21 protein-coding genes are annotated in these 24,945 nt (G+C 55.3%); 9 read left to right on the top strand and 12 right to left on the bottom strand.

The features are described from left to right. Window positions 1-4 precede the first annotated feature (4 nt). The 5 genes from BLR09_RS00325 to BLR09_RS00345 all read left to right on the top strand — a co-directional run bounded on the left by BLR09_RS00325 (window position 5) and on the right by BLR09_RS00345 (window position 7,131). On the top strand, window positions 5-1,804 hold the full coding sequence (locus BLR09_RS00325) for a RagB/SusD family nutrient uptake outer membrane protein (RefSeq protein ID WP_176785387.1): 1,800 nt from the start codon (window positions 5-7) through the stop codon (window positions 1,802-1,804). A 55-nt stretch (window positions 1,805-1,859) separates the two neighbouring features. Then, on the top strand, window positions 1,860-2,648 hold the full coding sequence (locus tag BLR09_RS00330) for a glycoside hydrolase family 16 protein (protein WP_093196392.1): 789 nt from the start codon (window positions 1,860-1,862) through the stop codon (window positions 2,646-2,648). 4 nt (window positions 2,649-2,652) lie between these two features. Beyond that, window positions 2,653-4,668 carry a glycoside hydrolase family 2 protein gene (locus tag BLR09_RS00335; protein WP_176785388.1) on the top strand — a complete coding sequence of 672 codons (2,016 nt, stop codon included), beginning with the start codon at window positions 2,653-2,655 and terminating at the stop codon, window positions 4,666-4,668. A gap of 4 nt (window positions 4,669-4,672) precedes the next feature. Next, a complete protein-coding gene (locus BLR09_RS00340) occupies window positions 4,673-6,205 on the top strand; it encodes a beta-N-acetylhexosaminidase (protein ID WP_093197756.1) in 1,533 nt (510 codons plus the stop codon). A 101-nt stretch (window positions 6,206-6,306) separates the two neighbouring features. Then, window positions 6,307-7,131, top strand: a complete 825-nt coding sequence (locus tag BLR09_RS00345) for an aldo/keto reductase (protein ID WP_093196396.1) — start codon at window positions 6,307-6,309, stop codon at window positions 7,129-7,131. On the opposite strand, the gene BLR09_RS00350 is transcribed toward BLR09_RS00345, so the two are convergent. Next, a complete protein-coding gene (locus tag BLR09_RS00350) occupies window positions 7,128-8,033 on the bottom strand; it encodes a carotenoid biosynthesis protein (protein WP_093196398.1) in 906 nt (301 codons plus the stop codon). The two genes, BLR09_RS00345 and BLR09_RS00350, sit on opposite strands and share 4 nt — an antisense overlap. Window positions 8,034-8,098: 65 nt before the next feature. On the opposite strand from BLR09_RS00350, the gene BLR09_RS00355 reads away from it, so the two are divergent. Beyond that, window positions 8,099-9,979 (top strand): AAA domain-containing protein, encoded by a 1,881-nt coding sequence (locus BLR09_RS00355; protein WP_093196401.1) that lies wholly within the window; start codon window positions 8,099-8,101, stop codon window positions 9,977-9,979. Window positions 9,980-9,982: 3 nt separating this feature from the next. Here BLR09_RS00355 and BLR09_RS00360 read toward each other — a convergent pair whose 3' ends face one another. Genes BLR09_RS00360 through BLR09_RS00370 form a run of 3 tightly spaced genes read right to left on the bottom strand, consistent with a single transcriptional unit; the run spans window position 9,983 to window position 12,067 of the window. Continuing rightward, window positions 9,983-10,369, bottom strand: coding sequence for a DUF3037 domain-containing protein (locus tag BLR09_RS00360; protein WP_093196403.1), 387 nt, complete (start codon window positions 10,367-10,369; stop codon window positions 9,983-9,985). After that, a complete protein-coding gene (locus tag BLR09_RS00365; RefSeq protein ID WP_394331396.1) occupies window positions 10,347-11,114 on the bottom strand; it encodes a HipA family kinase in 768 nt (255 codons plus the stop codon). Before BLR09_RS00365 ends, BLR09_RS00360 begins: the two co-directional genes overlap by 23 nt. Before the next feature lie 59 nt (window positions 11,115-11,173). Then, window positions 11,174-12,067 carry a polysaccharide deacetylase family protein gene (locus BLR09_RS00370; RefSeq protein WP_093196408.1) on the bottom strand — a complete coding sequence of 298 codons (894 nt, stop codon included), beginning with the start codon at window positions 12,065-12,067 and terminating at the stop codon, window positions 11,174-11,176. Between the two features lie 503 nt (window positions 12,068-12,570). On the opposite strand from BLR09_RS00370, the gene BLR09_RS00375 reads away from it, so the two are divergent. After that, the gene (locus tag BLR09_RS00375; protein ID WP_093196410.1) at window positions 12,571-13,725 is read left to right on the top strand and encodes a T9SS type A sorting domain-containing protein; all 1,155 of its coding nucleotides are present in this window, start codon (window positions 12,571-12,573) and stop codon (window positions 13,723-13,725) included. Here the strand turns inward: BLR09_RS00375 and BLR09_RS00380 are convergent, their stop codons facing one another. Further along, complete coding sequence (locus BLR09_RS00380) at window positions 13,726-14,061, bottom strand: hypothetical protein (RefSeq protein WP_093196412.1); 336 nt, start codon at window positions 14,059-14,061, stop codon at window positions 13,726-13,728. Between the two features lie 199 nt (window positions 14,062-14,260). On the opposite strand from BLR09_RS00380, the gene BLR09_RS00385 reads away from it, so the two are divergent. After that, entirely contained in the window at window positions 14,261-15,553 is a 1,293-nt protein-coding gene (locus BLR09_RS00385) for an OmpA family protein (protein WP_143010970.1), read from the top strand. Window positions 15,554-15,591: 38 nt separating this feature from the next. Here the strand turns inward: BLR09_RS00385 and BLR09_RS00390 are convergent, their stop codons facing one another. The 5 genes from BLR09_RS00390 to BLR09_RS00410 all read right to left on the bottom strand — a co-directional run bounded on the left by BLR09_RS00390 (window position 15,592) and on the right by BLR09_RS00410 (window position 20,775). Next, on the bottom strand, window positions 15,592-15,885 hold the full coding sequence (locus tag BLR09_RS00390; protein ID WP_093196417.1) for a DUF3817 domain-containing protein: 294 nt from the start codon (window positions 15,883-15,885) through the stop codon (window positions 15,592-15,594). Further along, the gene (locus BLR09_RS00395; protein ID WP_093196419.1) at window positions 15,885-16,349 is read right to left on the bottom strand and encodes a hypothetical protein; all 465 of its coding nucleotides are present in this window, start codon (window positions 16,347-16,349) and stop codon (window positions 15,885-15,887) included. The genes BLR09_RS00390 and BLR09_RS00395 overlap by 1 nt, the downstream gene beginning before the upstream one ends. Window positions 16,350-16,422: 73 nt before the next feature. After that, window positions 16,423-17,319, bottom strand: coding sequence for an AraC family transcriptional regulator (locus BLR09_RS00400; protein ID WP_093196421.1), 897 nt, complete (start codon window positions 17,317-17,319; stop codon window positions 16,423-16,425). 2 nt (window positions 17,320-17,321) lie between these two features. Beyond that, entirely contained in the window at window positions 17,322-18,119 is a 798-nt protein-coding gene (locus BLR09_RS00405) for an AraC family transcriptional regulator (protein WP_093196423.1), read from the bottom strand. 205 nt (window positions 18,120-18,324) lie between these two features. Further along, window positions 18,325-20,775, bottom strand: a complete 2,451-nt coding sequence (locus BLR09_RS00410) for a TonB-dependent receptor (RefSeq protein ID WP_093196425.1) — start codon at window positions 20,773-20,775, stop codon at window positions 18,325-18,327. Window positions 20,776-20,909: 134 nt separating this feature from the next. Between BLR09_RS00410 and BLR09_RS00415 the strand changes: the two genes are divergently transcribed. Then, complete coding sequence (locus BLR09_RS00415) at window positions 20,910-21,890, top strand: helix-turn-helix transcriptional regulator (RefSeq protein WP_093196427.1); 981 nt, start codon at window positions 20,910-20,912, stop codon at window positions 21,888-21,890. 39 nt (window positions 21,891-21,929) lie between these two features. Here BLR09_RS00415 and BLR09_RS00420 read toward each other — a convergent pair whose 3' ends face one another. Beyond that, on the bottom strand, window positions 21,930-23,492 hold the full coding sequence (locus tag BLR09_RS00420) for a serine hydrolase (RefSeq protein ID WP_093196429.1): 1,563 nt from the start codon (window positions 23,490-23,492) through the stop codon (window positions 21,930-21,932). Between the two features lie 505 nt (window positions 23,493-23,997). Next, complete coding sequence (locus tag BLR09_RS00425; RefSeq protein WP_093196431.1) at window positions 23,998-24,894, bottom strand: pirin family protein; 897 nt, start codon at window positions 24,892-24,894, stop codon at window positions 23,998-24,000. Window positions 24,895-24,945: the final 51 nt, after the last annotated feature.

Raw genomic sequence — 24,945 nt, forward strand, 5'->3', positions numbered from 1 at the left:
AACGATGAAAAGGAATTTTTTCGAGGGAATCGCCAAACCCGCAGGGCTGCTGATAGCCCTGATGCTGACGGCGGGCAGCTGCCGGCAGAACCTGCTCGATACTACTCCGTACGGGTCGATCAGCTCGGCAAATATGTGGACGACGGACAACCTGACCGACCTCGGTATCACCGGCGTATATCAGGCTCTCCGCCAGGGAATTACGAACTCCGGCGCTTCGGGCCGGGAACTGTATCACTTTGACCGGCTGGGCTTTACAGGCCAGACGACAGGTGGGGACGAAGTAGTCAACGGGACCGTAGCCGCCTCCAGCGGACTCTTCAGTAACGTCTGGAAAGAGATGTACGAAGGCGTTCACAGGGCAAACGACGCCATTGTGAATATGCCGAAGATCTCACCGTCGCCGGCCGAAAAGAAAGCCCGGTACATCGCCGAAGCCAAAGTCCTCCGCGCCTATTACTACTCCCGTCTCAACCAGTTATACAAAGGGGTACCCATATACTTGGAGCCGGTCACCGTCGAAAACATGACGAAAGGCCGCGAGACAGAAGCCAAAGTATGGGAAGTTGTCATTCAGGACCTCACTGACGCGATCAACGAACCTAACCTGCCGGCCAAGTATGCCAAAAGCGCCGGTCAGTATGGTCACGTCACCAAGGGTGCTGCGTATGCGCTCCGCGGAAAAGCCTACCTCTACCAGAAAAAGTGGACCGAAGCTGCCGCTGATTTCGCGAAAGTGAAAGAAGCCGGCTACCTGCTTTTCTCCGACTATCGGACTCTGTTCAAGGAAATAAATGAGCAATGCGATGAAATGATCTTTTCCATACAGAATATTGGAGTAGACGGATATGGATCAACAACGCAATGGTATTGCGGCAATCGTTCGTCGTTTGGGTCGGGTTCTACTGCCGGGGCGGGATGGAACACCTTCCACGTATCGCCTAACTTGGTTGATTTGTATGAAAATGCCGACGGCTCCAATTTCAACTGGGACGATGTTTTACCCGGATATACCAAGATGGATGTTGCCAAACGGGAGGTGTTTTTCCTCCGGAATAACCTGACAGATACCGAAATCACGACGTTCAAAAATAAGGGTCTCGACATGTCGCTCTACCTGCCTTCCGGTAATGAAGAGCGCATCAAGAAGGCTTACGAAAGCCGGGATCCCCGTTTGAAACTCAACGTCATTACGCCGTATGCGACGTACGTGGGTCGCCCCATCAACGGCGCCGACCAGACCTTCACCTCCCGCTGGCCGAACCGGAACGAAAACCCGCCCGTACTGGACCTGGCGACGGATACCAAGGGTCAGTTCTATTACCTGTACCGGAAGTTTGTGTACGAAGGTTCGACCGAACTCATCAACCGGCAGTACGGCCCGATCGACTTCCCGATCATCCGCTATGCCGACGTACTGCTGATGTGGGCCGAAGCCCTCACCGAGCTGGGGCAGCTGACCGACGCAGCCGCACTGGTGAACCAGGTACGGGCCCGCGCCGGCGTAGCATTGCTGAACTCGTCGGCAGCGACGACGGTGAAAGACCAGGCCGACCTCCGCGAGCGCGTGCGTAACGAACGCCGCCGGGAATTTCCGAACGAAGGCATCAATTATTTCGACGAACTTCGCTGGGGTACCTGGAAAACCAAGGTATTTGCCCAGGGATCCGGCGTGAAGCAGATCTGGGGCGCCGTGGTAGTACCTTACAACCTCAAGGGCGACTACCTCGAAACCTGGCCCGTTCCGCCGACCGAAATTCAGATGAACCCGACCCTGACCCAAAACCCGGGCTGGATCAACTAATACCACTTGCCGGGCGGCGCGCAGCGCCGCCCGGCCTTTTGCTACCCGCTTCGCGATGACCCGTCTTCTGCTTTTTTTTCTGCTTATCCCGGCTTGTCTCTATGCCCAGAAGCCGTCGGCCCGTAAACTTGTCTGGTCCGACGAGTTCGACGGCAACGGCCGTCCCGATCCTTCCAAATGGACCTATGAAAAGGGCTTCGTGCGAAACAAAGAACCTCAGTACTATACCGTCGACCGGACCGAAAACGCCCGCGTTGAAAACGGTATGCTCGTCATCGAAGCCCGCAAGGAGACGGATTTCAGTGACGGCGAACAAATCCCGTATACCTCCGCCAGCCTGATTACACTCGGCAAACACGCCTGGAAATACGGACGCTTCGAGGTACGCGCCAAAGTGCCCAAAGGCCTGGGCTCCTGGCCCGCGATCTGGATGAAAGGGGCAAACTATCCCGGTACCAAATGGCCCTTCTGCGGAGAAATTGATATCATGGAATTTGTCGGAAAGGACTCCAGCCTGGTATATGGCACCGTCCATTATGCCGATTCTACGGGGAAGTACCGAATGGAAGGCAAGAAGCCGTCCGTCGGCGCGCCGTATGACGATTTTCACGTCTATGCCCTTGAGTGGTCAGAAGATCACATGGATTTTTATTACGACGATTTGAAGTACTTTACCTACGAGCTGAAAAAGGCGGATAACCGGACCGCCGGCAACCCCTTTCAGAAAGAGTTTTTCCTGATGCTGAACCTGGCGCTGGGAAATCCGAAAAACCTGGGCGGACGCCTCGACGACCGCATCCTGCCGGTTCGCTTCTACGTGGACTATGTCCGCATTTACCAATAAGACGATGCTTCGTTTCCTTTTTTTCTTCCTGTTATTGACGACTACCCTCGTTCAGGCTTCGGACCGCGTGCCGCTGAACGAAGGCTGGGAATTTCATTTTTCATACGACGTCCGGCAAAAACTCAAAAATCCCGTCGTCACCCTGCCGCATACCTGGAATGCCGGAGAGGTTGCCGAAGGGAAGATGGACTATACCCGTACGTCTGCCATCTACATCCGTAACCTGCACGTTGGAGAGGAGTGGAAGGACAAGCGACTGTTTTTGTGGTTCGACGGCGTCAATTCCGTCGCCGATGTATTCGTGAACCAGAAGCGCGTGGGTTCGCATCACGGCGGGTATACGGCTTTCTGCCTGGAAATCACACCTTTTGTCCGCGTGGGCGCCGACAATAAAATCACGGTGCAGGTCAGCAACGAACATCGCCTCGACGTCCTGCCCCTCACCGGAGACTTCAACGTGTATGGAGGTATTCACCGGCCCGTTACCCTGCTGGTGAAGGAAGCGAACTGCCTGTCTCCACTCGACTATGCTACATCAGGCGTGTATGTAACGCAAACGAACGTCTCGCGTACTTCCGCGGATGTCCGCGTCGCAGCCCGCCTGTCGCTACAAAAACCGAAAGCAACACTTAAGGTACATACCCGCATTGTCGACGCAGCGGGAAAAACGGTAGCAGAGCAAACCTCCGCTGCTGGCAAAGACCAGCTGTTTTCCCTCAAAAACCCGCACCTGTGGCAGGCAAAGGCCGATCCGTACCTGTATTCGGTCCGCACGGAGCTGGTCGACGGTACCCGCGTTCTGGATAGTGCCGAAGAGCCGCTGGGCCTGCGGTACTACTACGTCGACCCGGAAAAAGGTTTTTTCCTGAACGGTACTCACCTGGACCTCCACGGATTCGGCTACCACGAAGACATGCAGGGAAAAGGATCGGCCTATACCCCGGCTGATTATGAGGCAGATATGAAGCTGGTGCTCGAAAGCGGCGCGACGGCCGTCCGCCTGACCCACTACCCGCACGGCAAGTATTGGTATGAACTATGCGACCGGGCAGGTATTGTCGTCTGGTCGGAGATTCCGCTCGTTGGCCCGGGCGGCTATACGGGTATGGGGTATGTCAAAAGTGCGGAGCTGGAGGCGCATGGCCGTCAGGTTATGACTGAAATGATCCGGCAGCGGTATAACCATCCTTCCGTGTGTTTCTGGGGACTATTTAACGAGCTGAAACTTGACTACGACGATCCTGTTCCGTTTGTGACCTCCCTCGGGCGTCTCGCTAAAAAAGAAGACCCGACCCGTCTGACCACCTGCGCCAGTTTTCTCGACAACCCGACGTTCAACGGCGTTTCAGACCTGATTGCCTGGAACAAATACTACGGCTGGTACGGCGGCAAGCCGGAGCAGATCGGCGCCTGGGCGGATAAACTGCACGCCGAATTTCCCCGGAAACCCATCGGCGTCAGCGAGTACGGCGCTGGCGCCAGTCCTGAAAAACATACCGAAGACCTCAAGCCCGTCGACCCTTCCGGCCGTTTTCACCCGGAAGAATGGCAGACTTATTATCACGAAAAAAACTGGGAAGAGCTCCAAAAAAGAGATTTTGTCTGGGGAAAATACGTCTGGGTACTCGCCGATTTCGGCTCGTCGATCCGGACGGAAGGCGATCATGACGCCATCAACGATAAGGGTCTCGTGAGCTACGACCGTCGTACAAGGAAGGACGCCTTCTATTTCTACAAGGCCAACTGGAGTTCAGAGCCCTTTGTATACCTTGCCGAACGCCGGAACAGGGAGCGCACCCGTCCGCAGGTGCCGGTGAAAGTCTTCGCCAACGTCCGCGAAGCCGAGCTGTTCGTCAACGGCGTGTCGCAGGGTATCCGCGCTGCCGACGGGCTGCACCGGATTACCTGGCCCGCGATTACCCTCAAGCCGGGCGCGAACCGGATCGACGTACGTTCAGGCGCTCTTTCCGATACCTGTGAATGGCAATACGTGGCCCCCGCCGCCAGCCGAAACGATTAACGACATGTACCGATTTCTCTTCCGGATAATCCTCCTTGCGCTCGCCTTGCCGGGCTTCGCCGCTGACATGCCGCCGATTATTCCCGTGCCGGTCAGCTATCAGGCTGTCTCAGGATCTTTTTTATTAACGGACGAAACGCCCGTCATCGCGGCAGAGCCCGCTTTCTCAGGTACTGCGGCATACCTCCGCAATCGCCTGCTGGCCGAAACGGGCGTCCGGACGACCCGCACGGGAAGCCAGCCCGGTATTATCTTCCGGAAAGGATCCAGCTCAGTTGCTTCTTCCTATGAAATCAGTATGACGCCCCGCGGCGTTATCATTTCCGCGCCGGATGAAGCGGGCGCATTTTATGGCGCCGTTTCCTTTCTTCAACTGGCGAATGGAAAACGAATCGTACCCTGCTGGTCCATCAAAGACCGGCCGGCCTGCGAGTGGCGGGGTTTTATGCTCGACGAATCCCGGCATTTTTTCGGGAAAACAGTCGTAAGACGCCTGCTCGAGCAAATGGCTTACTACAAGCTGAACCGCTTCCACTGGCACCTGACCGATGAGCCGGCCTGGCGGATCGAGATCAGGCAGTACCCCCGCCTGACGCTGTTCGGCGGTGTCGGCACAACGTCTGATTCCCTGGCGCCTGCTCAGTATTACACCCAGGAAGATATCCGGGAGATTGTCGCATTCGCCGCCGAGCGGCACATCGAGGTGATTCCGGAAATTGACATGCCCGGGCATGCCACGGCAGCCAATAAAGCTTATCCGGCCTATAGCGGCGGCGGATCCGACAAGCACCCCGAGTTTACCTTCAATCCGGGTAAAGAAGAAACCTACCGGTACCTGTCCAATATTCTTAAGGAAGTAGACGTCCTGTTTCCCTCCGGCATGGTGCATATCGGGGGTGATGAAGTGAGCTTCGGAAACGATAAGTGGCTGAAAGATCCGGCGATTACGCAGCTGATGACCAAAAACGGCTATAAGACCGCGCTGGACGTCGAACATTATTTCCTCCGCCGCATGGCCGATACCCTCCGGAAACGGAATCTTCGCCTCCTGGCCTGGGATGAAGTAACCCAGGCAGGACTATCTCCGGAAAATACCCTGGTTTTCTGGTGGCGGCACGATCAGCCCGCACAGCTTCGGGCGGCGCTCGAAAAGAAGTACCCGGTGGTACTCTGCCCGCGATTGCCGTTTTACTATGATTTTGTACAGGACAGTACCCATGTTTCCGGACGAAAATGGGGAGGGCGCTTCAACCCGCTGCGGGAGGTATATGCCTTCAACCCGGCGAGCTATGGTTCTCCGGAACTGATCAAAGGTATTCAGGCGAATCTGTGGACGGAGACCGTCGCCACGCCCGAGCGGATGGAGTTCATGACCTTCCCCCGTATCCTGGCGCTGGCCGAGGCAGCGTGGAGCCGGGAGAAAGATTATGCCGCGTTTGAACAGCGGTTACCGGCTCATTTGCAACGGTTTAAGCGACTGGGTATCCGGTATTTCGACCCTTTCCGGCCGAAAGACAGTCCGGAACCGCTTCGCTGACGTCCGAACTGTTTTGCTCCTCCTCCGGTTTCCCGCAGTGTCCAGCGACCTGCGGGAATACTTTTTTTGAGCAGGTGCTGTAATTCCATCCAACTAAGCCTATGTCAACGTTCAGAATCGGAGGAGACCTGGAAGTGAACCGCCTCGGGTACGGCGCCATGCAGTTATCGGGAAAAGGCGTATTCGGCGACGCTGTCGACCGCGATAACGCCGTTGCCGTACTCCGGGCAGCCGTAGCGGCCGGCGTCAACTTCATTGATACGGCGGAAGCCTACGGTCCCCGCTACAACGAAACACTCATCAAGGATGCCCTGTATCCTTATGCGCCGGGAGTAATAGTCGCTACAAAAGGCGGGTTCGACCGGCCCGGACCGGGTACCTGGGTGCCGAACGGCGAGCCGGCCGTCATCCACAGCCAGATAGAAGGAAGCCTCAAACGGTTGCATGTCAATACGATAGACCTGTGGCAGCTGCACCGGATTGACCCGAAAGTGCCGGTGGAAGAAACGCTCGGGCCGGTAGTGGAGGCTGTCGCCGCCGGAAAAATCCGGCATGTCGGGCTTTCGGAAGTGACGATTGAACAGATCGAACGCGCCGAAAAAGTACTCCCGATTGTGTCGGTGCAGAACAGGTATAACCTCGGAGATCGCCAGTGGGAGGAAGTACTTGACTACACCACACGGCGGAATATGGCCTTCATCCCGTGGTATCCGCTGGCTTCCGGACCGCAGAAGCTGGAAGACAAAATCGGGGCTATCGCCGCCAGGCACAAGGCTACGACGGCACAGATCGCCCTGGCCTGGTTGCTGAAACGCGCGCCGAATATCCTCCTCATTCCCGGAACAAAATCTGTGGATCACCTGGCTGAAAACATGCGCGCCGCCGAAATTGAACTAAGCGACGAAGAGTTTGCCGAACTGAGCTAATACCCTGTACTCCCTGTTCGATGAACCCGCCAGAGCACGACGCTTCCCGCAAGGAGAAAGAAGACCGTCCAACCGGTAAGCAGGGGATTTTCGCCTGAAAATCCCCCGAGAAAAAACCAGCTACCAAAATACCCGTGAAACCAGGCGGGTACGAGCCAGGCGACGGCCGGCAGCGGTTCCGTTGCCGACCCGCGTCTGCCCCGCCAGATCGCCAGCAGTATCACGAGCGCGGCAATGAACAGTACCTTCGTTGGCCACCCGAATACCTGATTGACAAAGTGCCGCAGGGTATGGATCAGCAGCCACAACGCTCCCTGGGAAAGAAGAACCGCCGCCGGCGCGATTGCCCAGGCATTCAGCCTTCGTTCCAGTAACCGGAAAAAGAATGAATAGCAAAAGACGACGCACAGCCAGCCGTAGAAATTGCCGTAGGGGATACCAAACCATTGCCCGGTGAGCGGATCCAGATGCCGGGACTCCCAGTCCCAATGCCACATATGCAGGCGATACGCCACCACGTCCATCCCCAGGTCGATCAGAAAAGCGAGTAATGCATCCGCCGCAGCCGATACAACGGGCGTCCAGGGCCGGGCATTCGTCACGAGCCGGGCAGTATACATAATGATTCCCCAGCCTATGCCGATGCACAGCGGCACGTCTTTCGGCGCTTTCCCCAGCATAATCACAAACCTGCCGTAGACATAGCCGGTATTGGCGGCGATATTCAGGTACTCCAGCATGACGCCGAAAAGAACGCCGCCCAGCAGGTAGGCCAGGTCGTGGTGGCTGCGACGCCGTGCATCCATCAGACATAAAAGAAACAATCCATAGATCGACGCCTCGGCGAGGTAGTAAGCCGCGGCGGGAGGATAATCGTAGGGAATTCCGGGAAAGGGACGCATAGAGACGACGGACAGGTCCTTAAAAATAGGCAACGGAAGCCGAAAAGCGGTCGTACCTTTGCCGCATGGAGTATTTCGAGCGGCTGTTAGCCCTATTGAAAATTGAACGGGAAGAGGACAAACAAGCCTACCTGAAACAGACGGAGTCGTCCTCCGCAGCCGAACGCCGTGCCACCGGACTTGCCTGGTACCCGATTGCCATCCGGGGGACGGAAATGACCCGGGGCGACTACCTCAGCGTGGAGCTCGAACGCACTACCCATCAGGAATTACCACACCAGTTCCGCTTCGGAATGCCGGTGGAATTGTTTTCCAACCACGATCCGAAAGAGTACCGGATCGAAGCCGTCATTAATCACCAGAGCGGCAACCGGATGCGCATTACGTTGCGGACGGATGAACTGCCCGACTGGTCACGCGATGGAAAGCTCGGCGTCAACCTGCTGTTTGACGACAACAGTTACGACGAAATGCAGGAAGCCCTGCAAAAAGCCTCCCGTGAGACAGCAAAAAGCCACCTTTTTCAGGTACTGACCGGAGAAACCTTTCCGACCTTCGGGCATAGCGCGCTGCCGTTTCCGACACTGAATACGTTTCAGCAGGACGCGGTGAATAAAATACTGTCCGCCAACGAGTTGGCGGTTGTGCATGGCCCTCCCGGTACCGGCAAAACCACGACCCTGGTGCAGGCGATCAAAGCGCTGTGGGAGCGGGACCGGAAGCAGATTCTCGTCGTCGCGCCGAGCAATACGGCCGTCGACCTGCTCAGCGAAAAGCTTTCCGAAGCAGGCATGTCGGTTCTCCGTGTCGGAAACCCGGTACGCGTGTCAGAACGGTTGCAGTCGCTGACGCTCGACAGCAAAATGTCCGATCACGCCCGTATCAAAGAGATTAAAACGCTCAAAAAGCGAGCCTCCGAATTCAAGAACATGGCGCATAAATACAAGCGGCAGTTCGGAAAGGCAGAACGTGAGCAGCGCAAAGCGCTGTTCGACGAGGCACATCGGATCATGAAAGAGGTAGAGGCGATGGAGCAGTATATTATTGAAGATGTTACGACAAAAACCCAGGTGGTGACAGCCACTTTCGTCGGAAGTAATCATTACACCGTTCGGGATCTGACGTTTGATACGGTTATTATTGACGAGGCGGGTCAATCGCTCGAGCCGGCCTGCTGGATTTCCATCCGAAAAGCGAAACGGGTGATTATGGCAGGAGATCACTGCCAGTTGCCGCCGACGGTCAAGTCGTCCGGCGCTGCGGCGCTCAACCGTACGCTCCTGGAAAAATGCGTGGAGCTGCACCCCGAGGCTGTTGTCCTGCTCGAAGAACAATACCGCATGAACAAGGTCATCATGGGGTATTCTTCCGATGTTTTTTACGATGGACGGCTCAAGGCCTACGCCGGCGTCGCCGATCAGGTACTTTTTGCCGGAGAAGCTCCGCTTACCTTTGTGGATACCGCCGGCTGCGGATTTGACGAAAAGCCGGAAGGCACCAGCGTCACCAACCCGGAAGAGGCATCGCTGGTCCTCCGGCACCTGACCGACCTGGTAACGGCGGCGCAAAAGCACTACACGCAGGAAAACTTCCCGACCATCGCCGTCATCGCGCCGTATAAGCAGCAGGTCAACGTCCTGAACGAACAACTACCCCATTTCCAGGCACTCAAAGAGCTGGGCAACAGGCTGGCTATCAATACGGTCGATAGCTTTCAGGGCCAGGAAAGGGATATCGTGTACCTGAGTATGACACGCAGCAATACCGAAGGAGAAATCGGGTTTCTGTCCGATATCCGGCGGATGAACGTCGCCATGACCCGCGCCCGGAAAAAGCTGGTGGTTGTCGGCGACAGCGGAACCTTGTCCGTCCTTCCTTACTACGAAGAATTTATTGCCTATGCCGAGCGTCACGACGCGTACCGAAGCGCGTGGGACTGGATGTAACGTTCACAGTACCAATTCCCGGAAGAGGCGCGCAAGCGTCTCTTCTGCGTTTTCGCACAATCCGGTATGGACGGGAGAGGTCTGCACCACGGTACTCCGCGCGGCCGTCAGCCACCGGAAACGGACCGACGCCGGCAACTGACCGATCGGGCCGCCTTCCTTTCTTCCGGCGCAAATCTTCTGAAACGCGCAGAGGCGCTCCTTCCATTCGGCAAAATCGGCCTCAGGCGCGCCGAAGGCGCGCAAACGATCTTCATCGAACTGATAAAGGGTATGCAGAAATCCCTGGGACGGACACGAGAGAATGACGCCGGCATTCAGAAACTCTCCCCGTTCTACCCGTGGAACCAGGCGGATGACAGCGTATTCAAACAAGTGCATTTCGGGCATAAAGGGCAGCATTAACAAAAACCGACGAGTGGGCGAGGCGGGAAGTGAGAAACTTCGCATAGACATCGCGCTGGGAGGCGGGGTCGTCGAGCCATTCGTCGGGGACCAGATCGGCGAGTTCCCGGAATACCTCCGGCGTGAGGAGCGCCCGGTACTCCGCGTCCACTTCCTCCAGCCGCGATGCGTATGGCAGCAGGACATGGTCCTTCACCTGCGCGAAGGGCCGCACGCTTTGTTCTTCCCAATTTTCCCAGGAATGATGAAAATAGAGGGAAGCGCCGTGGTCGATGAGCCATAGCTCCCGGTTCCATATCAGGAGGTTGGTATTGCGCGCCGTTCGGTCGACATTGGTAATCAGGCAGTCGAGCCATACCACACGCGAGGCTGTCAGGGCGTCTACATCGTTGACGACAGGATCGAACGTACTGGATCCCGAGAGGTAGTGCACGCCCAGGTTCAGGCCGCCGCTCGCGCGGAGCAGGTCCTGGATTTCTTCGTCCGGCTCGAGCCGGCTCAGCGCCGGGTCCAGGTCGGAAAAGACGATTTCAGGAATGCGAAGACCCAGAAAACGGGCAAGCTCACCGCCGATCAGTTCAGCGATGAGCGCCTTGGGCCCCTGGCCGGCGCCCCGGAATTTTTGCACGTATAAAAAGCCGTCATCGGCCTCGACGATAGCCGGCAGCGAGCCGCCTTCGCGCAGAGGTGTGACATATCGGGTAACCCGAACCGAGCGGAGTGGCGAAATCTTCACAGTACTTGTCGGAAAAATATGCCCGAAAGTACGGCAAATGCCGGTATTGTCGGCTAAAGTCCGGCCGGTACCTCGGGTTCACCGTCAAAAAACGCTCCTTTTTTCCCCTGTGTCAGCGCCCAGCGGTGAATCCAGGAGATACCTCCCTTGCCGGTATAGGTATCCGGACTCGCGTAAACAGGATCGGTCAGCGCCTGATCGAGGGAAATAAACTGTACGCCTCGGGCCTGCAGTCGACCGAGCAAAACCCCCAGCCAGTGCGCATTAAGGGTATTGGCGTGCAGCAGGAGAATATGTGACACAGACCGGCCGGTCAGGGCTTGGCCCTGGGCGTCGTAATAGGTGATACAGCGCAGGAGGTACTCGACAAACTGAGTACCGATACGACGGGCTGCGGCAGTATCTCCGGCCAGCAGGGCCTTATCATAGGCGGCTGAGAAACGATAATCGGCGTTGTCGATAGAGGTCGGCGCTTCCCGGTATCCCAGTTCTTTCAGCAGCGCCTTCAGGGAGTCCTGCCGTGCGACAGAATGCCCGCGGTGCAGGTAAGGCGAGCGGAAGTAGCGCGGTTTGTAGCCGGCGCTGACGAGCGATTGATGCTCCCGACGGATATCTTCCAGGTGTTCAGCAGACGGAACATGGTGAAAATCAGTGTGCCGGTAGGTATGGTTGCCTAGCTCCATGCCGGCGTCCTGCCACTGGCGGAGCAGCGGATTGTGCGCATCGCCGATAACGAAGCCGGTTGCCCGGATTCCATACTGTTTGAGATGGCCCAGCAACAGTTTGGTCAGCGTATCCTGCCCGGCCGGTGTGGCATACCGGGCCGATACAGCGGGAAGATCATCGAAAGTAAAGGCCATACTTCGCTGGGAAAATGCCCCGAAAGGAAGAAAGGCGAGCACAATAAGCAGGAAACGGGAGGACAGACGGAGCCGTTCAGAACGCATAGAACCAGTGTTGTTTTAGAAATTGGCGACAAAAAAGTAGTATATGATACAAATTTAATTTGCAGAATTAGTAACGACTGTTATTTTTGAGACAGGTTTTTACGGAAGGATCTCCGCTTCATGCCTTGTCCGGAAAATCAGCATTCTCCCGCCGTGTAAATTACTTTCCGCCTTTGCTGATTCATACTGAGCCTGAAGGGCTTGGCACTATCTCTATTTGCTGTTGAATTAACCCTTAAAACTTCCTGTAAAAAGGAAGAGTTAGCCCTTTTGCTTTTTCTTCGTTCTCCCGCCGGTTGTTGATTTTTTGCGTGATCGGAAAAGGAAAGGCGATTGCCTTTGCTTAGTGAAGATACGCGCTATTTTCTAATTATCCGCCTGCCTTAATCGATTCTCTCCTCCTGGCTCTCTACAGCTCAGGACGCGGTTTTACTGCTTTCGGTCTGCGAACAGACCGACCGCAATTGTCATGCCTAATACACCGGATTAACCCCTTTCAACTTATGAAAAAGATCCTTACATCTCTCCTTTTAATAGCCTGTTATCTCCCTTCTGTACATGCTCAGTTAGCCGTATATTGCTTCGATTCCGGAGCTCAGGGAAATGGACAGGATTTTCAGATTTATACCAACCCGGCAACAGTTACCGGAGCGAATGTTACACTGGCCGGACCGGATAATTCCAATACCGTTGGAAACGGGCAGGTTGCCGGACAGGATAAATACCTTTCTGCAAAAAAATGGGACAATTTCACCTCCCGAAACGCGAATCAATACATCGAATTTTCCTTTACTGTTCCGGCAGGTCATACCGTGACGTTTGGTCAGGTCGGGTTTGACGCGCGGTTGGGAAACGGCAACGGTACCCCGCCAGCTATCCAACTGGAATACAGCCTCACCGGCACATTCCCAGGGACGGTATTGCTCCCCGCCACTAATCTGACAACGGCCTGGACCAAGTACTTTTCCCCCAATGTCAATGTGTCCATTCCGGGAGGAACAACGATGACCTTTCGCCTTTTCGTCTGGAATGTAACCGGACAAAACGTGGAAGTTAACATGAATAACCTGACCTTGTTCGGTCTGTTTGACGGAGCCGTTCCCAACAAACTTTTCTGCGGCGGCGAAACATCCCTGCCCGTGCGGCTCGTCTCTTTTGGCGCCAACGAACGCGACGGCGCCGCCAGCCTCAGCTGGGTAACTGCCTCGGAAGAAAACAGCGCCTACTTTGCCGTAGAGAAAAGCACCGACCTCCGGTCGTTCGAAACCATCGGAACGATAAAGGCCCAGGGTACCACAACCCGGCGGACAACCTATGCCTTCCAGGATAAAGCCCTCATTACTACGTCCTACTACCGGCTCCGGCAGGTGGACAACGATGGTAAAATGACCTTTTCCCAGACATTGTCCGTCGTTCCTTTCAACGAAAGTCTTCGCAGCGTATCTGTTTATCCCAGCCCGGGCAACGGGCAGCTCTCCCTAAGCGGAGACAAAGATCTCCGGGTTTCGGTTTACTCCGCCGACTCCCGGAAGTTCGGCGACTACGCCGTTTCCGGCCGTCGCGACATCGATCTCTCCGCTCTCCCGAATGGCGAGTACCTGCTCGTCCTGAAAACATCGCTCGAACAGGGAACCCGTAAAGTCATCATTCGCAGATAATCAGGGAATGGTGCAGGGTGAAGTGGAGAAACGGGTCAGGACGACGGTCCTTTCCACGCCTTCCCGACACGCCGTGACTGAATCAGCGGAGGTTTGGTCGCGGAAGTCGAACCAGAAAACGGGTGGAAGCTGATCGGTTCGGAGACCGGTTACTTCCACCACGTTTTCTGTACCGTCGGGATGACGGGAACGAACATCGGCATTGGTTACCCGGACAAGCGGAGCCCGGCAACCCGTGCCGTATAACCGCCCTTTGTACGGCAGGCAGACTTTTTTCTCAGTCACCCCGCACGACGAAAGGCTCATCATCAGAATAAAGCGGAAGAAGGTTTTCATGCCGGTGGGACACCGGCGGAGGCGTTCCGGTTGGAGAGGGCCGGGCGGATATCCGTCCGGCTCTGCCGCCGTTTGTCACGCTTTTCCGTTTATTAACAGAAATCTGCCGGTTATTAAGTGAAAAGGAAGGAAATGTGCCGTGGACACGGCTAATTTCGGGGCGAGAAACCGGCCGTCAGGCCGGGGAAACGGACCGACCATGAAAAAATTTATCCTGTTCACGACGCTTTCCCTGGGAGTTCTTCCTTCCCAGGCCCAGATTTTCGACCGGATCCGCAACAAGGTTCAGCAGAAAGTCAACGAAAAGATCGACGAGACCATCGATCAGACCACCCGTAAAAAAAAGAAGGACGCGCCGGCTGAAACGCCTCCGGCCGACGGGCCCGTCGCTTCGAAACCAGGAGAAACCCCCGCGGCGCCGGGTACTGCTTCCTCCGGGCCGGTTGCACCCGTCAGCATTACCTCGTATTCCCGCTTTGATTTTATTCCCGGAGACAAAATCATCATTCAGGAGGATTTTGCGCAGGATGCCGTGGGCGACTTTCCCGACCAATGGAATACCCGCTCCGGAGCCGAGGTGGTGACGGTGAGTAACCGCCCCGGAAAATGGCTGCGCCTGTCGCAGGACGGCGTGTTTTATCCCGAATACCTCAAAGAGGACCTTCCGGAAAACTTCACGCTGACGGCTGATATCATGGCCACCAACGGTATCTCGAATATCGGCAAGCTGACACTGACATTGTTCCAGGCCAAAACGACCGACGAGAAATTTGAGTGGGGGGACGACGATGCGACTTCGTCGACACCCAACTTCAAGCTTCACCTCATCCCAAAATCCTCGGGCGGCGGTGACATGGATTATTCCAGCAACGTCATCGGTTCGCAGCACCGGGGCGGCCTGCCGCAATTCAATGTTCCGGTTAAAAACCACGTGCGCCTGTCGCTCTGGCGGCAAAAGCAACGGGTCCGTGTATACCTCGACAGCACGAAAGTACTGGATTTGCCCCGCGCGCTCGACGCCGGTGCGTTGCTGAACAGCCTGGCCTTTTCGGCCTATGCTCCGGATTTTGATAAAAAAGACGGCGCCTTCTTCGTTGGTAATATTCAGCTGGCTGTCGGCGCGCCGGATACCCGAAACAAACTCATCACCGAAGGCAAGTTCAGCACCCGCGGAATTACGTTTGGTGTGAACAGCGCCGAGATCCGCCCCGAATCGTTCGGGACCTTGCAGGATATTGCCAATGTATTGAAAGAGAATGCGTCTGTTCGGGTGAAAGTTGTCGGACACACCGATTCTGACGGTGCGGATGCCGCCAACCTTGACTTATCGAAACGCCGGGCGGAATCCGTCCGGGAGACACTGGCGACGGTTTTCGGTATTCCGAAAGAACGCATCGAAGCCGACGGAAAAGGAGAATCCGAACCGACTGATTCCAACGATACGCCGGCCGGAAAGGCCAATAACCGCCGGGTAGAGTTTATCCGGCTTTAAGAAAAGGAAAGGCGACCATCCGGTCGCCTTTCCTTTTCTCAGCGGGCGTGGCGAAGTATCTTCCGGTCGATGTAAAACGTCCCGAAGGGTACGACGCAGGCAAGAAGTACTTTCCAGGTAGTGGTCCGGAATTTCCATCCGAGCTCTACGCCGACAGACAGCGTGTTGAGTACGAATAGCAAAAAGAGCAGTCCGTGTACAGGCCCCAGCGCCTTTACCCAGGAAGGGTCTTGGGCCAGGTACTTCAGGGGAACGGCGATGCCGACGAGCAGGAGCAGGGAAATACCCTCCAGAAAGCCGACCACGCGCAGGAAGCGAAGTTTCGATTTCATCAGAATGAGCGAAGCAGCGGCCGTTGGGCCAGTGGCGAGAAAGGCCAGGGAATGGCCGCAAAAAGGATAAGAAACCCGATTCCCATCCAGATAGCCAGGGTTCGGAAACGGGCGGTGTCGGTGACCTGCCGTTTGGCGGCCGACGAGCCGATGGTAATCAGCACGACGGCCAGCGTCATCAGCGCGATGTGAATCAGGCCGAAAAAGAGGAGATCCGGTTGCTTCCGCGCTTCCGAAAACTGAGACCGGAAATAGGTGACCACCGGACTATTAAAATACAGCAGATAGCCTACCGTAAGCTGTGTATGGGCCAGGGTGGCAGTAGTATGCCGGATGAAATTATCCCGGCGGGCGAATACCCGACCGGTATACCATCCCCGGAAACCGATAAAAACGGCATACGAAAGGCTCAGGACAACCAGCCAGCGCAGCAGAGAATGCAGGGTTAACAAAAACGCGTACATAGAGGGATCTTGAATGAACCCTGCAAAACAACGGCTCAACTCCCTTTCACGGCTAGGACGCACTCCGCCGAAATCAGGACTTTTCCATCTTCTTCCGGAAAACAAGCGGCGTCACGCCCTCATACTTGCGAAACATGCGGGTGAAATAGGACGGATCGGAGAAGCCAATCTCCGCAGCGATTTCCGAAACAGGTAAGGAAGTCTGGTACAAGAGGACCTTGGCTTCCAGCAGCAGCGTCCGGTCGATCCACTTGGTCGGCGATTCCCCGCTGGCTTCCCTGACAGCTTTTTGCAAATGGTTGGGGGTGACGTTCAGCTTCCCGGCATAGGCCGACACGCGGTGTTCTTCCCGGATATGTTTATGAAGCAAGGCCTTGAACCGCCGGGTGAGAAGCTGGGCGGCTGTCGGCGGAAAGAGGCTCTCTTCCTGATCCCGGTATCGCGCCGCTTCATAAAGAAACGTCATCAGGTACGAGCGGATCAGCGACAGGGACTGAAGGCCGGTCCGCGTGTACAGATCCAGCAGGCGGACCAGCAGCGGCTCAATCCAGGCCGGTTCTTCCGGGCGGATCAGCAGGTTGTCTCCCGGACCGAGAAACGGAAAATCAGCCGCGCTTGCGCCAAAGCGTACCGACAGGATATCCGGGTGAAAATGAAGCAGATAGCCGGTGTTCACGTCCGGCGTACCGAACGAGAATACCTGACCGGCCGGTACGAACAGCAATTGCCCCGCCGCCGCCGTATACCGGTCCCCGCCAATCTGCATGATCGCTTCACCGCTGGTTACGAAGAGGCAACTATGTGAGAGAGACCGCACCGGCGGGACGGGCAGGTGAACATGCGGAAACATGTCTTCTATCCGCACGATGAAAAACCGCGCCGGATCGGGATGCAGCAGCGCGTCGATTTCCGGCAGAGGCATGAATCGGTTCCGGAATCCGGATGTATCGTAGGTAGGGATGGACGACATGGTTATCCGACGGCGACACAGAGCTGGTCCCGAAGCGTCAGAAACCGCGACGGCGGAACGCCCAGGTAATACTGAAAATCACGGATAAGATGGCTCTGATCGTAATAGCCACCGGCTTCGACGACTTCGAACCAGTCGACCGGTACCCGTTTTTCGACTTTTTCGTCGAGAAACCGGAGCGCTTCCCGGAAGCGCTGGTACCGGCTCATGTCCTTGGCGGTATAGCCGAGGTACTTTTTATGGTTAAGCTGGACCGTCCGGAGGTGTTGCCCTGCGCCCGCCGCCGCGGCTTTGATCAGCGGACGGTCATATACTCCGCTCTCTATCAGCCTTTCAGCGGGGTTTTCCCGCTGGCGTAGATAGGTCGCCGAAAAAGCAAGTATGCATGCGGCGCGGTCTTCCGGCGTGGCGAGTGACCGAAGGTCTTCCCGCAGCCCGGCGAAGCAATGGCCGAGGGCTTCAGGCAACTGCCTCGGTACCCAGGAATGAAGCGAAGGCCCGAAAAACCGGTAAAAGGCATCGAACCGGAAATTCACGACCACGATATCGCTCCCCGCCGGCAGGGTATAGTGGAGGGTTTCCCGCAGCGGACCCAGGACGATACTCCCGGAAACGATGATTTCTTCCCCCTGCCATGAGAGACTGGCGGGCGTTCCGAGGCTGAATACCAGCAGCGTGCGCAGGTTCGGCAGCAGCCGGTGTGAAACAGGGACGGGGTCATCGTTCCGGGCGAAGTACAGCGGCGCGAAAACATCCTCCCATTCGGGCGGTACGGCGACTGTCTGGCTGAAATATCCCATGGACTTGGCAGGTAGTTTCCCAAAAATACGGACTACCCGCCGAATCGTCCCCGGAAAAATACCCGTACCTGCCCTTAATTGGCCGGATATGCCGGAGCAGCAGAACACCCGCCTGACGCCCGAACGCGGTTCGGAAAGCGGGAAAAGTGAGTCAACCTCCCCAAAAAAAACGGGCGCCGCAGCGCCCGTCTCCATCGTCAGGTGTTTAGAACCGGTAGGTGACAACCCCGGAGAAATTGCGGGGCTGTATTTTGTCGATGAACGATGTCCGGTAGGCATCGTACCCGACGGTATTGAACAGGTTGTTGCCGAGTGCGCGAATACCCCATTGCTTGTTGAACTGATAGCCAACCTGGGCGTTCACGAGCGTGTAGGCTTTGTTGTACCAGGGCTCTTTGCTGGTATCGAGGCCGTGGGTGAGGTACCCGACCTGCGTCCAGTCGTTGTACGGGCGCTCGCCGAGGTAGTAGACGCCTGCTCCGATCATCAGGTTTTTCAGTACGCCACGGTCTACGGTATAGTTCAGCCAGCCGTTGAAGGTATGTTTCGGCGTGTTGTTGGGCGCTGATCCTTCGACGTTTACAACCGTATTCCGGTATTTCGCGTCGATGAGGGAATAGCCGATAATCGCCTCCAGGTTGGGAAGTACGCGGCCCGTCAGTTCGACTTCAATGCCCTGACGGCGGTCGTCTCCGCTGGCGCGGTAGACATAGCGGCCGTTGGACGTAACCGGATTATTGTTGACGTCGTACAGCTGTTCGATCAGGTTTTTCTGTTCGATGCGGTACAGGGTGAGGTTGAAACGCAGGCGGTTGTTGAGCCAATCTGACTTGATACCTGCTTCGAGCTGGTTGACAAACCCGTTGCCGAAGGTATTGCCGTTTTCATCCACCTGGCTGACATTCTCGGGCCGGGTGCTGTTGGTATACGAAGCAAACAGGTTGAGGCCTTTCTTCACCGTCACCATAACTCCTCCGAGCGGGTTCCAGAAATGGGTACGGGTGAAACCGGGATTCAGCGGAGACGAGCTCTGGTTGGTGCTGTACCGAACGCCGACAAACGCTTTCAGCCAGTCAGTCAGGTAAATCACATCCTGCGCGGTGATCCCCATGTTGGTAGTGGTACTGATGGTTTCGCCGGTTTTGGTGAAGTTCGGCGTGTTGTAGGGCAGGGTATTGGAAATCGTCGACGGATCAAACACGTTGATGATTCCCGGAATGTTGATCGTATTGTAGGACGTCTCGGTCAGGTTGGTCATTTTGTAATCTGCGCCGACCATGAACGTATGCCGGATGGCGCCGGTTTCGATTTCTTCGCCGACGAGGTCAAACTGAATCACCGTGTTTTTGTCGAGACGCGGCAGGTTATGGCTGATGGAACGACGGTAGAAGTTTACCTGCCGGTCGTTGGTATCTTTCTTCGCTGCGAGCGCCGTGAGGGAAGTACGGACGGCGTCTGTATCAAAAACAGAGCGATAAACCGCACCGCGGACGTAGAGTTTGTTGCCTTCGTCGAGGTACCGCTTGAAACTCGCGGTGTAGGTACTGTGCTTCGAGGTGGAGATGTCCGTTTTGAAACCCAGCATGCGGTCGTCCGGAATGTCATAGATCTGGTTGGCGACATTTCCGACTGACAGGTTTACCGTACCCGCGTCAATGGTTTGATTGACGTTGTAGAAGTCCATCTCAAGCGTAATCTGGGTTTTATCGTCCGGACGGATAGCCAGCGAAGGGTTAACGTAGAAAGATTCGTACTCCATCCCTTTGCGGAACTTGCCACCGGTCTGGTAAGCGCCATTGACGCGGAAGGCGATTTTCTTCGAATCACCCAATAAACCCTGTACATCAAATGTCGGACGGAAGAGACCCCAGGAGCCTGCGCGCAGCGATACCGCGCCTTCGTTCGTGAATTTCGGTGTTTTGGTGACGACGTTGACGAGTCCGCCCGGTGCGCCAAGGTCCGTTGCCTGACCCGAGGCCTGACCGAGGCCCTGTGTCAGCGAGGTAGCCCCTTTCATTACCTGAATATTCTCAACACCCTGCATATCCGTGGGATAGCCCATTCCTCGAAAATCAGTCATGACCCGCACGCCGTTTTTCAGCGTCGGAATACCGCGGAACCCGCGCGAGGAAATACTCTCTTTTACCCCGCCATAGGTCGAATAGGTGTAAACCCCGGGTACGTTCCGGACGCCTTCGATGACCGTCAGCGCGCCCTGCTGCTCGATCAGCTTGTCCGAAATCACCGAAATACTCTGAATCTGATCGCTGGGTTTGAGCGGAAGACGGGTAATTGCATCCAGCTTTTCGGGTTGCTTCCCGCGTGCGCCGAATACTTCAACGACTTCGAGATCGCCGGCAGCCGCCTGCAGGACCACGGCGACACGGTGCGTATGTCCTTCGCGGATGGCTACCCGGCGACTGTTCGGTTTATACCCGATGCTGGAAACAAGCAGCTGGTAGGTGCCGGGCGCAACCCCGGATAACGTAAAATGGCCGTTTTCGTTGGTCGCAGTACCCCAACGGGTACCTTCCAGTACAACGCTGGCGGAAGGAACGGGTTCGCCGGATTCGGCCGTGACGCGGCCTTCCAATACCTGGCTCCAGGCACTGAAGGTCAGCAGTATCAGGCACGCCAAAAGGAAAAAACGATTCATACGGTGTAGTGGGAAGCGGTTGAAAATGCTGATTCGTTATTTAGATTAATTAAAAATTATGCAAATTTGACGCACCAACCCCGGAGTGCGTTATCGCAATCGGGATAAAAACTAACGCGAAACGGATTTTTTGAATGGAGATAGACGTACGAGTCAAAGGGACCGATTACCAGTTATGCCGGCAAACACTGGCGGGCGGTACCCCGGGCGGAGCAGTAGAAAAAGACGTTTTGCTGCAGCACGAAACCATCGGGACGATCAGCGAAACGCAGACGGTAACCGGCCCGTACTTCACCTGCGATATTGATTTTGATGTCGCCCGGCCGACAGTACTCGAAAAGAAAACCACCGGAGAGGCGATTCAACTGCATTTTGTCACAGAAGCCGATGGCCGGCTGACGATACACGGTCCCGGGAAGCAGCATATTCTGGAAGGAGGCCGTCACAGCCTCGCCTATGTACCGGCTTCGGAAAGTGCGTATGAACTGACGCCCGGCGACCGGCCCATTGCCTATTTTACCGTTGTGATACCGACCGAAACCTACTTTGGCCTGGTGGAGGCCGACAGTCCGCTTCACGCCGGTTTTTTCACCCGGAGAGATCGTTACTACCTCGCTCCCGAAACGGGCATCGTAACGCCGGAAATGGGGAAAATCATTCGGTCGCTGCGGGAATGCCAGCGCTCGGGCACCCTCAAGCGCCTGTTCTGGGAGGCGGGGATACTCGAACTGCTGATGTTGCAACTGGAGCAGTTTGATACCGGCCGTGTTGGCCGGATTTCCGGTCGAAGAGACGAAGACAAGCTATTCGAAGCGCGGGAAATACTCGACGAATCGCTCCGAAAACCGCCTGGTATTCAAGAGCTTTCCCGTTTGATCGGCCTGAATGAGTTCAAGCTCAAACGGGGGTTCCGGGAGCAGTTCGGAACCACGATTTACCAATATGTCACCGCCCGGCGGATGGAGCAGGCGCAGGAATGGCTGCGCGACGGTAGCCGGCCCATCGGCGAAATTGCCTACCTGGCCGGCTACAAAAACCACGCACATTTTACGGCTGCCTATAAGCGGATTTTCGGTGAACTGCCGAGTCAATACCGGACTCTTCGCCACCTTTAAGGGGATTGATCAATAAGACGATGATGTGCCAATGTACGCTTACTGACGTTGCGTTACTTTTTTAAATTCGAGATCCTGAAAATCAAAACTAAAGTCTGTCAGAGGCGATATTGCTTCCATGCGAAAGCCGGATGCCCGACCATCCTTATCCAGGCTGAACACGACGTAAGCGTCGGCATTCATACTCCGGTCGTTCCAAGTTGCTACCAGGGTATTTCCTTTGTAAGGAAGGAGTTCTCCGTTCAGTTTTCCCGATCTGGCAGCTCTAAACCATAGCTTATCATTTTTTAAAGAAATGGTTACATCACCGAACCACTCGTCCCTGTAAGTTCCGGTAAAAGAGTGCAAGTCAATGTTACCTTTGATTTGCTGCTGTTCGCGGATCTGTTTCCAGACATTCTCATTTACCTGCTTTTCATAAGCTTCTGCCCGAAGTTGTTTTTTACGTGAAAATTCCACCCATTCCGTTTTGATATTCAGGTAACAATCCTTGATCGTGTTCGAAATGGCTGTAAATGCGCCGCTTGCCTGCTGGTTGGTCAGTACAATGATACCAAGTTTTAATTCCGGCAAAAGTAAGACCTGCGTTACTATACCAGCCAGGCCGCCTGTATGCATGACCTGCTTATACCCGGCAACATCGCTGATATTCCACCCCAGTCCGTAGGAAGCAAACCGGGTTTTATAGGGGATATATACAGTACGAACCGGTATGATGGTTTGAGGCGTCCACATTTCACTATGGACCTCGGCACTGATCAGTTTTCGGGAAAGACTATCGCCGTATTTGCCTTCATTTAACTGCATCAGTACCCACCTGGACATATCTGTGAGGTTGCTCCAGATACCGCCGGCTGCATTGGCCTGTTCACTGATGTGGTTTTGTATCGGCTGGATTTTGCCATTTAACGGGGCATGAGGGCTTATCATGGCAGATTTATCCTTGATATGACTTATCGATGCCGCACTGCCTGTCATTTGAAGCGGTTTCATAATACGCGTTTCGATAAAACGCTCCCAACTTATGCCGGATACCCTGGCGATGACTTCTCCCGCAACGATATAGAGCAGGTTGTCATAGTCATATTTCGTCCGAAATCCGGAAACGGGTTTCAGATAACGTAAATTTCGAATGATATCCTGTTTTGAGAAAAGGGTACTGTCCGGCCATATCATCAAATCTCCTGCTCCGAGCCCTAAACCACTCCGGTGCGTAAGGAGATCCCGGATGGTAAATTCTTCCGTTACATATGGATTGTACAGCTTGAATTCGGGAATGATATCGGTGACTTTAGTGTCCCAGGTAAGCTTGCCTTCATCTATCAATATACCCAGGGCTGTGGAAGTAAATGCCTTTGTATTGGACGCTATGCCGAATAGTGTATGTTCATCCACTTTTTTGTTGGTGACGAGTGATTGAACGCCGTATCCTTTTGAATGGATTATCTTGCCGTCTTTGATGATGGCGACGGCAATACCGGGAACATCGAATGCTTTTTGTGTCTGTGCAACCAGCGAATCAACCGCCGCAGAACTGATCGACTGGGCGGATAAATAGATCGTTGTATGCAGAATAAAAAACAGAATAAAAATAAATCTCATGTTGGCGCTATTAAGAGGTTTAAGGATTGTATTCAGATTTTTTGTGCCGATAACATCACGTCTTATCCGGCAGCGGGTTCAGTGGCGTTGTTTGCGTTTCCGGTTATGGAAACCGGAAAAAAACGGACAGGTTACAGCCTGACGAAAGAAAATACAAAATGTCGTTTTCGTCGCGCCGGGAAGGAACTGGTTGATCGGGACCTGTCTGCTCCAACAGGACCTGAAGTTGTGCTGCATCGTCCGGCTGGATTGATAAGCAAGGCAGAAAGATGGGAAAGGGTTGATGCGAGTAGTATGTTACCCCTGACGAGTATGCCTTTGAGGAGGTCACCCTTCCTCAGCAGATGAGTTGGAATACTTTGCTTTCGTAAACAGGCACAGCGTTTTGATCCGGAAGGCAGCCGAATTCAAAGCACTCCTCGAAAAGCAGCCTTACGATGGTCCTGGCGGATCGTGGGAAAGGCGCAGGACAGACCATCGCACCGCCGCGAAGAGGGTCGTAACCCTACTTTTTTAATTTGATATCAAATGCATTCGGCGGAAGGGGAACGGGATCATGCTCGCCTTCCATCGGCGGGAAGCGGTTGTCCCGCCAGTCTTCCTTGGCTTTTTCGATGTCTTCCGGTTCGGACGCAACAAAATTCCAGTAGATATACCGGCCTTCCGGAAAAGGCTCTCCGCCAAAAAGATACAGGGTGGTTTCCGGCCCGATGGTGAAGTGGCAAAGGCGGGCGTTTTTCGCTACCAGAATCTGTCTCGGCCCGAAGGTATGCTCCTCGCTTTCCATACTACCTTCCAGGATATACAGCCCGGCCTCGCCATAGAGATGGTCGCCGAGGTGTACTTCCTGCCGCTGTTTGCTTTTGATTTCCAGCATGTAAAGGGGGCTGTAGACGGGTACCGGCGAGGTATGCCCCATCAGGTTACCTGCCACCAGCTTGAACGAAAGACCGTCTTCTTCCCAGGCGGGGAGCTCGTCGGCGTCCAGGTGAAAAAACGCAGGGTCCATGTGTTCGAGCTCCTTCGGCAAGGCTACCCAGATCTGCAGACCGTGAAGCGTTTTTGCCTCTTCCCGCAGGTGGTCGGGCGTACGCTCGGAGTGTACAACGCCTTTTCCGGCTGTCATCCAGTTGACCTGCCCCGGCCGGATCTCAACCGCTGAGCCGAGGGAATCCCGGTGAAAAACAGCGCCTTCAAACAAAAAGGTAAGGGTTGACAATCCGATGTGCGGGTGCGGACCAATGTCCAGGTTCTCCCCCGGAGCCAGTTTCGCCGGTCCCATGTGATCGATAAACACAAAAGGACCGACCATCCGCTTGTCACGGAAGGGGAGGAGCCGGCCTACCAGGAAATGGCCGATATCGGCCGGCCGTTCTTCGATAATAACGCTGAGATTCGACATGACGGAAAATGCGGCCGGCCTGCGGAGCCTTGCCTTTTTACGCAAAAGAAA

The sequence above is a fragment of the Siphonobacter aquaeclarae genome (assembly GCF_900103285.1).
GTDB lineage: Bacteria > Bacteroidota > Bacteroidia > Cytophagales > Spirosomataceae > Siphonobacter > Siphonobacter aquaeclarae.

What these genes read in the sequence shown, in the direction of transcription:
- BLR09_RS00410 (WP_093196425.1), bottom strand. Translation starts at nt 20,775, where the DNA reads ATGAATCGTTTTTTCCTTTTGGCGTGCCTGATACTGCTGACCTTCAGT.
- BLR09_RS00390 (WP_093196417.1), bottom strand. Translation starts at nt 15,885, where the DNA reads ATGAAATCGAAACTTCGCTTCCTGCGCGTGGTCGGCTTTCTGGAGGGT.
- BLR09_RS00375 (WP_093196410.1), top strand. Translation starts at nt 12,571, where the DNA reads ATGAAAAAGATCCTTACATCTCTCCTTTTAATAGCCTGTTATCTCCCT.
- BLR09_RS00420 (WP_093196429.1), bottom strand. Translation starts at nt 23,492, where the DNA reads ATGAGATTTATTTTTATTCTGTTTTTTATTCTGCATACAACGATCTAT.
- BLR09_RS00335 (WP_176785388.1), top strand. Translation starts at nt 2,653, where the DNA reads ATGCTTCGTTTCCTTTTTTTCTTCCTGTTATTGACGACTACCCTCGTT.
- BLR09_RS00340 (WP_093197756.1), top strand. Translation starts at nt 4,673, where the DNA reads ATGTACCGATTTCTCTTCCGGATAATCCTCCTTGCGCTCGCCTTGCCG.
- BLR09_RS00345 (WP_093196396.1), top strand. Translation starts at nt 6,307, where the DNA reads ATGTCAACGTTCAGAATCGGAGGAGACCTGGAAGTGAACCGCCTCGGG.
- BLR09_RS00330 (WP_093196392.1), top strand. Translation starts at nt 1,860, where the DNA reads ATGACCCGTCTTCTGCTTTTTTTTCTGCTTATCCCGGCTTGTCTCTAT.
- BLR09_RS00350 (WP_093196398.1), bottom strand. Translation starts at nt 8,033, where the DNA reads ATGCGTCCCTTTCCCGGAATTCCCTACGATTATCCTCCCGCCGCGGCT.
- BLR09_RS00370 (WP_093196408.1), bottom strand. Translation starts at nt 12,067, where the DNA reads ATGCGTTCTGAACGGCTCCGTCTGTCCTCCCGTTTCCTGCTTATTGTG.
- BLR09_RS00405 (WP_093196423.1), bottom strand. Translation starts at nt 18,119, where the DNA reads ATGGGATATTTCAGCCAGACAGTCGCCGTACCGCCCGAATGGGAGGAT.
- BLR09_RS00415 (WP_093196427.1), top strand. Translation starts at nt 20,910, where the DNA reads ATGGAGATAGACGTACGAGTCAAAGGGACCGATTACCAGTTATGCCGG.
- BLR09_RS00395 (WP_093196419.1), bottom strand. Translation starts at nt 16,349, where the DNA reads ATGTACGCGTTTTTGTTAACCCTGCATTCTCTGCTGCGCTGGCTGGTT.
- BLR09_RS00385 (WP_143010970.1), top strand. Translation starts at nt 14,261, where the DNA reads ATGAAAAAATTTATCCTGTTCACGACGCTTTCCCTGGGAGTTCTTCCT.
- BLR09_RS00400 (WP_093196421.1), bottom strand. Translation starts at nt 17,319, where the DNA reads ATGTCGTCCATCCCTACCTACGATACATCCGGATTCCGGAACCGATTC.
- BLR09_RS00425 (WP_093196431.1), bottom strand. Translation starts at nt 24,894, where the DNA reads ATGTCGAATCTCAGCGTTATTATCGAAGAACGGCCGGCCGATATCGGC.
- BLR09_RS00325 (WP_176785387.1), top strand. Translation starts at nt 5, where the DNA reads ATGAAAAGGAATTTTTTCGAGGGAATCGCCAAACCCGCAGGGCTGCTG.
- BLR09_RS00355 (WP_093196401.1), top strand. Translation starts at nt 8,099, where the DNA reads ATGGAGTATTTCGAGCGGCTGTTAGCCCTATTGAAAATTGAACGGGAA.
- BLR09_RS00360 (WP_093196403.1), bottom strand. Translation starts at nt 10,369, where the DNA reads ATGCCCGAAATGCACTTGTTTGAATACGCTGTCATCCGCCTGGTTCCA.
- BLR09_RS00380 (WP_093196412.1), bottom strand. Translation starts at nt 14,061, where the DNA reads ATGAAAACCTTCTTCCGCTTTATTCTGATGATGAGCCTTTCGTCGTGC.